At 62.5% G+C, this 10,511-nt stretch carries 10 protein-coding genes and 1 pseudogene; 5 read left to right on the top strand and 6 right to left on the bottom strand.

Going from position 1 to position 10,511, the window contains the following annotated elements; all coding sequences use genetic code 11:
* Window positions 1–11: 11 nt before the first annotated feature.
* From BMY12_RS15720 to BMY12_RS15705, 5 genes and pseudogenes are all read right to left on the bottom strand, one after another.
* Window positions 12–269: pseudogene (locus tag BMY12_RS15720) on the bottom strand (transposase); the annotation flags it as partial.
* Window positions 270–312: 43 nt separating this feature from the next.
* Window positions 313–744: a hypothetical protein gene (locus BMY12_RS20050; RefSeq protein ID WP_143068977.1), complete on the bottom strand. Its 432-nt coding sequence runs from the start codon at window positions 742–744 to the stop codon at window positions 313–315.
* The gene (locus BMY12_RS15715) at window positions 741–2,006 is read right to left on the bottom strand and encodes a hypothetical protein (RefSeq protein WP_245732566.1); all 1,266 of its coding nucleotides are present in this window, start codon (window positions 2,004–2,006) and stop codon (window positions 741–743) included. Before BMY12_RS15715 ends, BMY12_RS20050 begins: the two co-directional genes overlap by 4 nt.
* Window positions 2,007–2,142: 136 nt before the next feature.
* On the bottom strand, window positions 2,143–2,427 hold the full coding sequence (locus BMY12_RS15710) for a Flp family type IVb pilin (RefSeq protein ID WP_218140225.1): 285 nt from the start codon (window positions 2,425–2,427) through the stop codon (window positions 2,143–2,145).
* A gap of 165 nt (window positions 2,428–2,592) precedes the next feature.
* A complete protein-coding gene (locus BMY12_RS15705) occupies window positions 2,593–3,384 on the bottom strand; it encodes a LuxR C-terminal-related transcriptional regulator (RefSeq protein ID WP_093288291.1) in 792 nt (263 codons plus the stop codon).
* Window positions 3,385–3,552: 168 nt separating this feature from the next.
* Between BMY12_RS15705 and BMY12_RS15700 the strand changes: the two genes are divergently transcribed.
* The 4 genes from BMY12_RS15700 (at window position 3,553) to BMY12_RS15685 (ending at window position 8,667) form a co-directional block, all read left to right on the top strand.
* Complete coding sequence (locus tag BMY12_RS15700) at window positions 3,553–4,275, top strand: pseudouridine synthase (protein ID WP_093288288.1); 723 nt, start codon at window positions 3,553–3,555, stop codon at window positions 4,273–4,275.
* A 94-nt stretch (window positions 4,276–4,369) separates the two neighbouring features.
* Entirely contained in the window at window positions 4,370–6,295 is a 1,926-nt protein-coding gene (locus BMY12_RS15695; RefSeq protein WP_093288283.1) for a DEAD/DEAH box helicase, read from the top strand.
* Between the two features lie 91 nt (window positions 6,296–6,386).
* A complete protein-coding gene (locus BMY12_RS15690; RefSeq protein ID WP_093288364.1) occupies window positions 6,387–7,562 on the top strand; it encodes a BaiN/RdsA family NAD(P)/FAD-dependent oxidoreductase in 1,176 nt (391 codons plus the stop codon).
* A 49-nt stretch (window positions 7,563–7,611) separates the two neighbouring features.
* Window positions 7,612–8,667 carry an NAD(P)-dependent alcohol dehydrogenase gene (locus tag BMY12_RS15685; RefSeq protein WP_093288279.1) on the top strand — a complete coding sequence of 352 codons (1,056 nt, stop codon included), beginning with the start codon at window positions 7,612–7,614 and terminating at the stop codon, window positions 8,665–8,667.
* A gap of 76 nt (window positions 8,668–8,743) precedes the next feature.
* On the opposite strand, the gene msrA is transcribed toward BMY12_RS15685, so the two are convergent.
* Window positions 8,744–9,364 (bottom strand): peptide-methionine (S)-S-oxide reductase MsrA, encoded by a 621-nt coding sequence (gene msrA, locus BMY12_RS15680; RefSeq protein WP_093288360.1) that lies wholly within the window; start codon window positions 9,362–9,364, stop codon window positions 8,744–8,746.
* Between the two features lie 89 nt (window positions 9,365–9,453).
* On the opposite strand from msrA, the gene BMY12_RS15675 reads away from it, so the two are divergent.
* Window positions 9,454–10,485, top strand: coding sequence for a GNAT family N-acetyltransferase (locus BMY12_RS15675; RefSeq protein ID WP_093288275.1), 1,032 nt, complete (start codon window positions 9,454–9,456; stop codon window positions 10,483–10,485).
* The last annotated feature ends 26 nt before the right edge of the window (window positions 10,486–10,511 follow it).

Raw genomic sequence — 10,511 nt, 5'->3', positions numbered from 1 at the left:
TGCGGTCACCACTTTTTTCGCAAGGCTTCCTTGGTCGCCTCGTTCTCCAGCATCGCCTCAGCCAGCAGTCGTTTCAGCCGGCCGTTTTCCAGCTCTAATGCCTTCAGCCGCTTGGCGTCCGACACGTCCATGCCGCCGAACTTGCTCCGCCACAGATAGAAGCTCGCCTCGGAAAAGCCGTGCCTGCGGCACAGCTCCTTGATTGCCATGCCAGCTTCCGCCTGCTTCAGAAACCCGATGATCTGCTCTTCGGTAAATCGCTTCTTCACGTCCAATCTCCTTGTTCATGGGATTGGACTCCAAATGCCAGTGCTACTCAAAATCGGGGGGACGTCGGACCTCTATTAATCCACAGTGCACACTATCAAAGCCATAACCCCATCCGTATCGGTAAGCGATGGCATAGTTTGATGTAACGTAGCGATCTTCCCGGCCGGCATTCAGATAGTCCGGCCACTGCTTCGGCGGTTGAATGGAAAAGCCAAGCTTCTGCAAATCGCCGGATGATGCCAGGCATTCTCGTATATACCCTTGGTATTCCCGGATTGTCGCGTCATTGCGTTCTTTAGAGTACATGGAGAATCGCGTCTGGCTCCAATGAACCAGAACGGTTTTCCCTCCAGAGAGGCCTTGATGCGGCATCGGCTTCTGCAGAATCTGCCTTTCGGCATCTGTTTCGGCACCTGCCAGTCCGGAGAGAACCAGTGCGACGCACATAAGTCCAGCTTTTAGGGGCTTCGTCATGGGGTCTCACCCTGCAGGGTCCACGCCGCTAAGGCCTCCGCCTTCACGTCGATGAGTCGCACCTGCCAGTAGGGATTGAACAGGCTGGCACTTTCAGTTTTCCCATCTGCCCGCTTGCGAGGCCGGTCGAAATACACTTCCGAACCGGACACAGCGGCATATAGATCTTTGGCAGGTTTTGCTTCATAAGCATTCAGGACTGTTGTCTTGGAGACCTGAGATCGCGCTTCCGATGTCATGGTCTGATCTTTTGCACGTGTTATCCGTGCCACGAATTTAGGTTTCGGATCACGTTTTTTGGGGTCGGCGTTGCTGGGCGAATATGCCAGTGCCTTATCCGATAGATCGTAAAAACTCGATAGCCCGGAGTATCCCCATTCGCTGGCTCTTTGTTTTCCATTGCCAATGTCCCTGCTCGACGTCCGGCATCGGGGGACTCCAAATTTACTGAAGCGGACATGGTGCTCGCTAAGAGCCACATGGTCCGATGCCGACCAGTCGTCATATCCAGACAACTGGGTTGAGCCAACACGGTCCACATAGTCGAAATTCAGGCGCCCCATGGCCAGGCACTCCGAGGGCAGGATTGCGTTGTCCCGCCAGTGTCGAGACCGCACAAATTCGTCGCGGCCTGCGGAGTCCGAAACGACCTGAGCAAGTCGCTTTCGATCCTTTCCGCTATAGCGGGAGACAAAAGGCTTTCCGTCGAAGAGTGCATACTCATCGCGTAGTGGAATGGCGTCCACCTTGATGTCCCCGTCATCCTGATAGTTGGCGCCTGCCACCTCCTGGAGCACATCAGGACGCCCCAGGGCCAAATCCGCCTGTACGAAGTCTTGCGCCGCAGATAGGGCGGTCTTCGCTATCTCCGCGAATCGGACAAGCGTCTCCCCTGCAACTTTCATTGCGTCACGCTGCTGCGCCGTAAGCCCGCCTCTGTATTCCTGGAACAAAACTGAACATAGGGGCGAGTACTTGACGAAGCCTTTTCCGGTCGGGTACGAAAACCTTGGGTCACTGCAATTCAGAGTAGCCGTATTGCGGCCGTGATCGTCCACATATCTCGCCCACGACGACAGACTTACAACCTGGGCAATCGCCACCTCGTTAGCGACGATTGCCCGATTCGTGTAGGCCAGGTAATTGAGTGCTCGCGCCTGCATTACTCCAGCTGAATAAGCTACAGCATCGGCTGTATTGACAAGCTTTGTCTTTTCGCTGATTAGCTGTCCGACGTTGAACAAGAAGAACAGCGCGGCCACCCCGCACGCCAGGACAAATAGCCCATATATAAGCGCTTGTCCATGCTGTTTTTTTTGACCCGCAACGGCCCGTCTTTCACGAGGACTTAATCTCCTGCATCTAAGAGACATGGCTCGCCGCGAACGTTACGATTGATCATTTGCTTTCGTACGAATCCAGGCCCTTATCCTTTGTAGCTTCTGTTTGAGCACTGGTTGCCGCAGTTTTAGCCTGGGTTTCTGCAGTCTTAGCAGATTGGCCGGCCACCTCTTGAGCGATGCCTGCCGTTTGCGTCCTCACAGTTTTGCCAAAGTATCGGTACGTAGCGATCGCCGACACCGCAATCAAGGCCACAATAATGATGTATTCCGTCATGCCTTGACCACGCTGTCTATGGCGCATCTCACAGGCACTGGACTCTTCAGAAGCTGAGCGTTTCATTGGCGACTCCCCAAGTTTTGCAGCAGAATGCTGCACTGTGAGGATGCAAAAATCATTGCCGTAAATCTGTAGGGGCGCTCGGCTCTCCTTCGTGCTGATGACGACAATGCATCGTGCAGAGATATGCACAAATCTCGACAAAATGTATCTGTGTCACGCTTGGCGCTATGTAAAAACCGGCCCGTTATGGACTTCGCGCTGCCGCAGATGCTGCTTTAGAACCAAATGCACAAGCTCCGCGTCCGTCTTGATTCCTAGCTTCCTGAAAAGCCGATGCCGGAATGTTCCAAGCGTTCTTGGCGAAATTCCCATTCGGGCCGCGATCTCGGACGAACTGTTTCCTTCGGCTATCAACAGTGTTGCTTCCATTTCCCTCCTTGAAAGTAGTCCAAAAGGAGAACTTCCGCCTCTATTCTTAGCACCGATGAAGTGGTGCGCCACTTCAGGAGCGATGTGATAGTAGCCCCTGTTAATGCGCCGGATTGCGGCCCCGAGATCGTCCACGGATGATTCAGCGCCCAGGGCGCCTTTAATTTGATTGCGGATGTGGTGAATCAAATCGGAGTCCGCGTGCATCGGTAGAATTGCCAGAATGCCGCTTCTTGGCGATGCATCCAAAAGCGCGTCCATATCGGCATAGGTTGAAGATCGATGGACATGTATTGTCAGCAATATAACATCAGGCCTATAGGCATGCGCTTTTTCCACGGCTTCTCCGATTTGAGACCCTTCGACAATTTTTATGTGTGCATCATTCTCAAGAAGATGCTTTATGCCCATACGAAGCAGGCGATGCTCTTCAAAGAGCAAAACCGTAATCGGAGTCTGGCCTCCTTCTTTCTTATCGTATGACGAAGAGGTTGCGCGCCGGCCTTGGCGCGAAATATCCCCAATAGGCCCTTCCCATTCGCATGCCGGACCCACCGTCTTTTCAATGGCGTCGCCCGTTATCGTCATCACCCAACTCTCGATATCTTTATAGAAATTTCAGTGCCCCTTGAGTTTGGACTGAAGGCATGACAATAGATGTGAACGAAGGCACGGCTGATGTCTTTTGTGCCTGTTATTTCATCAGAAAGCTGAAGCACATTATGATGATCGCCCTCAACACAGATTTGTATTTTTTTGCGCCTCAACAAATACATCAGCGAAACCGGCCTGTGCTCGCGCCGCGAGGCCGATGCGCTCATCGCCGCCGGGCGCGTCACGATCAACGGCAAGCCGGTGGAGCTGGGCCAGCAGGTCGGCGAGCAGGATCAGGTCTGCGTCGACGGCAAGCCGGTGCAGGGCCGCATGCGCGAGGCCGAGCATCAGACGCGACGCGTCTACATCGCGCTCAACAAGCCGGTGGGCATCACCTGCACCACGGAACGGCATGTGCGCGGCAATATCGTGGACTTCGTCGGCCACCGCGAGCGCATCTTTCCCATCGGGCGTCTGGACAAGGAATCCGACGGTCTGATTCTGCTCACCAGCAACGGCGATATCGTCAACGAGATCCTGCGCTCCGAGCACAATCACGAGAAGGAATACGTGGTGACGGTGGACCGGCCGCTGACGCCGGGCTTCATCAGCGGCATGAGTGCCGGCGTGCACCTGCCGGAGCTGGAGGTGCGCACCAAGCCCTGCCGCGCCTGGAAAGTGGGCCCCAATACCTTCCGCATCGTGCTCACCCAGGGCCTCAACCGGCAGATCCGGCGCATGTGCGCCGTGTTCGGCTACAAGGTCCGCCGCCTGCAGCGGGTGCGCATCATCAACATCGAACTGGGCGCGCTGGCCGTGGGCAAATGGCGGGACTTGAGCGAGGCGGAGTTGCGCGGACTGCTGCCGGATCGCAGCATCTGGTGACACCGCTGATCGGTCCGCTGCCCATGGGTGTACCGTAAAGCGGGTACAATTCCGCTCTTTTTCGCAAGCGCCGGTCACGGCCACTCTCCTCGATATGCCGACGTCCCAGGCCAGCAAAACCCCTACTTTCCGCGAACTCGACCTGCATCCGGCGGTACTCGCCGCACTGGAAGCCGTGGGTTACGAAAACCCCTCGCCGATCCAGGCGCAGACCATCCCGCTGCTGCTCGCCGGCCGCGATGTGATCGGCCAGGCGCAGACCGGCACCGGCAAGACCGCCGCCTTCGCCCTGCCCATCCTCTCGCGCATCGATCCGCGTCAGGGCCATCCGCAAGCCCTGGTGCTGGCGCCGACCCGCGAGCTGGCGATCCAGGTCGCCGAGGCTTTCAGCCGCTACGCCTCGCAGCTGCACGGCGTGCACGCGCTGGCGATCTATGGCGGCCAGGCCTACGGGCCGCAGCTGGCGGCGCTGCGCCGCGGCGCGCAGGTGATCGTCGGCACGCCCGGGCGCGTGCTCGACCATCTGCGGCGCGGCACCCTGAATCTGGAAGGCCTGCGCTATCTGGTGCTGGACGAGGCCGACGAGATGCTGAAGATGGGCTTCATCGAGGACATCGAGGAGATCATCAAGGCCACGCCGGAGAAGCGTCAGGTGGCGCTGTTCTCCGCCACCATGCCGCCGCCCATCCGCCGCATCGCCCAGACCTATCTGCGCGCGCCGGTGGAAGTGCAGATCGCCTCCACCACCGCCACCGTGGCGAAAATCCGCCAGCGCTACTGGCTGGTGGCGGGCCTGCACAAGCTCGACGCCCTGACCCGCATCCTGGAAGCCGAGCCCTTCGACGGCATGATCGTGTTCGTGCGCACCAAGGCCGAAACCGTGGAAGTGGCGGAGAAGCTGGAGGTGCGCGGCTTTGCCGCCGCCGCGCTCAATGGCGACCTGGAGCAGAAGGCGCGCGAGCGGGTGATCGCGCGGCTGAAGAACCGTCAGATCGACATCGTGGTCGCCACCGATATCGCCGCGCGCGGCCTGGACGTGGAACGCATCGGCCACGTCATCAACTACGACATCCCCACCGATCCGGAATCCTATGTGCACCGCATCGGTCGCACTGGCCGCGCCGGCCGCGCCGGTGAGGCGATCCTGTTCGTGGCGCCGCGCGAGCGGCATCTGCTGCGCGTGATCGAGCGCGTCACGCGCCAGAGCGTCACGCCCATGGAGCTGCCCTCCGCCAGCGCCGTCAATCGCCGGCGCCTGGATGCTTTCAAGCAGAAGATCATCGATGCCCTGGCGCGCGACGATCTGCAGCCGTATCGCGAGCTGGTGGAAGCGGTACAGGCCGAGCAGGACGTGGAACCCGCGCAGATCGCCGCCGCCCTGGCGCGCCTGCTGCAGGGCGACAAGCCGCTGCTGCTGGCCGATGCACCGCGCGCGCAAGGCACGCAGGATGCGCCCTCGGCCCGACGCCATGAGGCGCGTCCGGCCAGCGCGCCAGCCGCACCCGTGATGAATCCCTTCAAGGCCGCCACGCCATCGCCGCGCTTCACGCAGGCCGATGCCGCCGCCGGCCCTGCGCGCTACGCGCCGCCGCCGCGTCAGGAAGCCGCGCCGGAAATGCCGCAGGACAGCCGTCCGCCACGGCCGCCGCGCAAGGCCGCCAAGGCCGAGGAAGGCTTCGAGACCTATCGCATCGAGGTCGGCCTGGCCCACAAGGTCAAGCCCGGCAATATCGTCGGCGCCATCGCCAACGAAGCCGGCCTGGACAGCGAGTACATCGGCCGCGTCGACATCCACGAGGACTACAGCCTCGTCGATCTGCCGGAAGGCATGCCCAAGGACATCTTCCGCGATCTGCAGAAGGTCTGGGTCTGCGGCCGCCAGCTGCGCATCAGCCGCATCAATGCCGATGGCAGCTTCCAGCCGCCGCCAGCCGCCGCGCCGCGCGCCGGCAAGCCGCTGCACAAGAAGACGCCGCCCGGTGCCGGCAAGCCGCCGCACAAGCACAAGAAGCGCTTCTGAAACGCAGGTGGCGCGGGCCTAAGCCCGCGCGCCTGCAGACGCGTGTGTGCAGGCGCAGGCCTGGCCGCGACGGGAGCGCGCAAAGAAAGCCATGCATTACGAAGTCGTGATCATCGGCGGCGGTGCCGCCGGCCTGATGTGCGCCGCCGTCGCCGGACAACGCGGGCGCCGCGTATTGGTCATCGAACACGCCAATCGCGTCGGCAAGAAAATCCTGATGTCCGGCGGCGGACGCTGCAATTTCACCAATCTGCACACCACGCCCGCCCACTACCTCTGCGCCAATCCGCATTTCTGCAAATCGGCGCTGGCGCGCTACCAGCCCGCCGACTTCATCGCCCTGGTCGATCGTCACGGGATCGCCTGGCACGAGAAGGAACGCGGCCAGCTGTTCTGCGACGAGTCCTCCAAGCAGATCGTGCGCCTGCTGCTGGATGAGTGCGCGCTGGGCAGCGTGCGCATTGAGGTCAACTGCAGCGTGCAGAGCGTGTCGCAGCAGGGCGCCGGCTTTGTGCTCGATACCACGCTGGGCCGCATCGAGGCCGATTCCCTGGTGATTGCCAGCGGCGGCCTGTCGATTCCCAGCATGGGCGCCAGCGGTTTCGGTTATCAGCTGGCACGCCAGTTCGGACATACGGTGTTGCCGACGCGCGCCGGCCTGGTGCCGCTGACCTTGAGCGGCACGCACCTGGAACATTACGCGCCGCTCGCGGGCCTGAGCACAGCCGCAGCGGTCCGCTGCGGCGCGCGCAGCTTCGAGGGCGGGCTGCTGTTCACGCATCGCGGCATCAGCGGCCCGGCCGTGCTGCAGATTTCCTCGTACTGGCAGCCCAGGGACGAGCTGCTGATCGACTGGCTGCCGCAGCAGGACGCCCTGGAATTCTTGCAGGCACAGCAGGCCGCGCATCCGCTGGCCGAGCTGCGCACGGTGCTGTCCGGCGTGCTGCCCTCGCGTCTGGCGCAGACGCTCTGCGCGCTCAAGCTCGGCAGCAAGCCGCTGCGCCAGTATCGCGAGCGCGAACTGCGCGAACTGGCCGCGCAGCTGCAGGCCTGGCCGATCATCGCCAGCGGCAGCGAGGGCTATCGCACTGCCGAGGTCACCCTGGGCGGCGTGGACACCCACGAGCTGTCTTCCAGCACCATGGTCTCCAAACGCGTCGAGAACCTGTATTTCATCGGCGAGGTGATGGACGTCACCGGCCATCTCGGCGGTTTCAATTTCCAGTGGGCCTGGGCCTGCGCGCAGGCGGCGGGCGCAGTGGTCTAGCGGACGGATTTGGCATGATGGCGGCAGACCTTCGCCGCTGGAGTCCACCATGTCACTCACTCAGGCCTATGCTGCCGACGCCGCCAAGGCGCCGCTGACCCCCTTCTCGCTGCAACGCCGCGCGCCGGGTCCCGAGGATGTGCAGATCGAGATTCTCTACTGCGGCGTCTGCCACTCGGACCTGCATCAGGTGCGCGGCGACTGGGGCGGCAAGGGCATCTTTCCGATGGTGCCCGGTCACGAGATCGTCGGCCGCGTCAGCGCGGTGGGCGCCAAGGTCAGCAGGTTTCGTGACCATGATCTGGTGGGCGTGGGCTGCCTGGTGGATTCCTGCCGGCGCTGTGACTGCTGCCGCGAGGGCCTGGAGCAGTACTGCGAGCGTGGCGGCGTGGGCACTTACAACGCCCTGGAATACGACGGCAAGACGCCGACCTATGGCGGCTATTCCACGCGCATCGTCGTCGACCAGCACTACGTGCTGAAAGTGCCGGAATCCCTGGACCCGGCCGGCGCGGCGCCCCTGCTCTGCGCCGGCATCACCACCTATTCACCGCTGCGCCATTGGAACATCAAGGCCGGCCAGCGCGTGGGCGTGGTGGGCCTGGGCGGCCTGGGGCATATGGGCGTGAAGCTGGCGCGGGCGATGGGCGCGCAAGTGGTGCTGTTCACCACTTCGGCGAGCAAGGCCGAGGATGCGCGTCGGCTCGGGGCCAGCGAGGTGGTGATTTCCAGCAAGCCCGAGGAGATGAAGCGCGTGCGCAAGAGCCTGGACTTCGTGCTCGACACAGTCTCGGCGGCGCATGACATCAATGCTTATCTGGCCACGCTCAAGCGCGAAGGCACCATGGTCCTGCTCGGCATTCCCGACCAGCCCCCGATGCTGCAGTTCCAGCATCTGGTCTTCCAGCGCCGCCAGCTGTCCGGCTCCATGATCGGCGGCATCGCCGAAACCCAGGAGATGCTCGACTTCTGCGCCGAGCACGGCATCGTCTCCGACATCGAGCTGATCAGGATTCAGCAGATCAACCAAGCCTACGAGCGCATGCTGCGCAACGATGTGAAGTATCGCTTCGTGATTGATATCGGCAGCCTGCGTGAGGCTTGAGAGCTGAGCCCGGGCGCAGCCAGTCATGCCCGCGCAAGCGGGCATGACTGGGGCTTACGCCGCTTCGGCGCACCTCTCAGGCCTTCAGCTGCTCGCCAAAATACGCCCGCAGCTTCTCCACCTTGGGCAGGGCCACGGCGGCGATGTAGGGCTGGTCCGGGTGCAGGGCCGCGTAGTTCTGGTGGTAGTCCTCGGCCTGGAAGAATTCCTGCAAAGGCTCCAGGCGCGTGACGATGGGCGCAGAAAACACGCCGGCGGCATCGAGCTGGGCGATGTAGCGCTCGGCCACTTCCTTCTGCAGTGCATGGGCATAGAAGATCGCCGAACGGTACTGCGTGCCCACATCATTGCCCTGGCGATTGAGCTGCGTGGGATCGTGCGCCACCGAGAAGAAAATCCGCAGCAGCTGGCCAAAGCGCAGCCGCTGCGGGTCGTACTGGATCTGGATCACTTCGGCGTGCGCGGTGCGGCCGGTGCAGACGGTCTTGTAATCGGCGGTCGCGGCATCGCCGCCGGCATAGCCCGATACCACCTTCTCCACGCCCTGCAGCTCGCGGTACACCGCCTCCACGCACCAGAAGCAGCCGCCGGCCAGCACCGCCAGCGCCGGGCCGGGTTTTTCGGACGGCGGGTCGTACTGCGCCTCGGGAAATTCACGCGGACTGATTTTCAGACTGCTGCCAAACAAACCGGCCATGGCCATTCCCTCGCTCGCTGTGCGTGTGTGCTGCGCCCACGATAACCTGTGCCTGCCGCGCCTGTCGCGACACCGACCGTTCAGCATTCATGCCCGATTCCACACCCGCCGGCGCGCTGTTCACCGATCCGCGCTACATCGCCGCGCTGGAAGACTGCGGCTGCGTGAGCCCGCCGCTGGGCTGGACGCCGCGTCACATCCAGCTCGAGCAGGGCCGCGCGCTGTGCTACGAGAAAAGCCATTCCTGGGGCGAGTTCGTGTTCGATTTCGAACTCGCGCGTGCCTACCGCCAGTACGGTCTGCGCTATTACCCCAAGCTGGTCTGCGCCGTGCCCTTCACACCAGTGCCGGGACCGCGCCTGATCGCGCCGCAGGAAGATACCCGCCTGCAGCTGGCCAGCGCGCTGCGCGAGCAGACGCGCAGCCTGGGCTGCTCCAGCGCGCATGTGCTGTATCTGCCCGAGGCCGAGCTGCAGCTGCTGCAAGGGCAGGGCTGGCTGCGTCGCGACCAGCGCCGCTATCTCTGGCAGGCGCGCGGCTACGGCAGCTTCGAGGACTTTCTCGCCGGCCTTTCCAGCAAGCCGCGCAAGAACATCCGGCGCGAGCGCCGGCAGGTGGCGGACTTCACGATCCACTGGCGTCATGCCGGCGAGATCGCGCCCGAACGCTGGCCGCAGCTTTACGCCCTCTATGCCAACACCTACGAGGTGCGCGGCCAGGCACCTTACTTCAACCAGGCCTGCCTGCAAGCCTGGGCGCAGGCGTTTCCGGACGAGATGCGCTTCTGTCTTGCCGAGCTGGACGGCGAGCTGGTGGCCATGGCGTTTTTCTTTGTCGACGGCGACACGCTCTACGGCCGCCACTGGGGCGCCGCCGCGCGCTTCGACCTGCTGCATTTCGAGCTTTGCTACTACCAGGGCATCGAGCTCTGCCTGCGCGAGGGCCTGCAGCGTTTCGACGCCGGCGTGCAGGGCGGCCACAAGCGCCTGCGCGGCTTCGATGCGGCGCTGGCGCATTCGGCGCACTGGTTCGAGCACGAAGGCTTTCGCGCCGCCATCGCCCGCGCCTATGCCGAGGAAAGCCGGCTGCTGGCCAGCGCCGAGGCGGAAACCGAAGATTGAAACGTCAGCCCAAAACGACGGTCTAC

It is taken from the genome of Solimonas aquatica (assembly GCF_900111015.1).
In the GTDB taxonomy this organism is placed as follows: Bacteria; Pseudomonadota; Gammaproteobacteria; order Nevskiales; family Nevskiaceae; genus Solimonas; species Solimonas aquatica.
The sequence above is the reverse complement of the archived record's forward strand: the minus strand, read 5'-3'. Positions and strand labels throughout refer to the sequence as shown.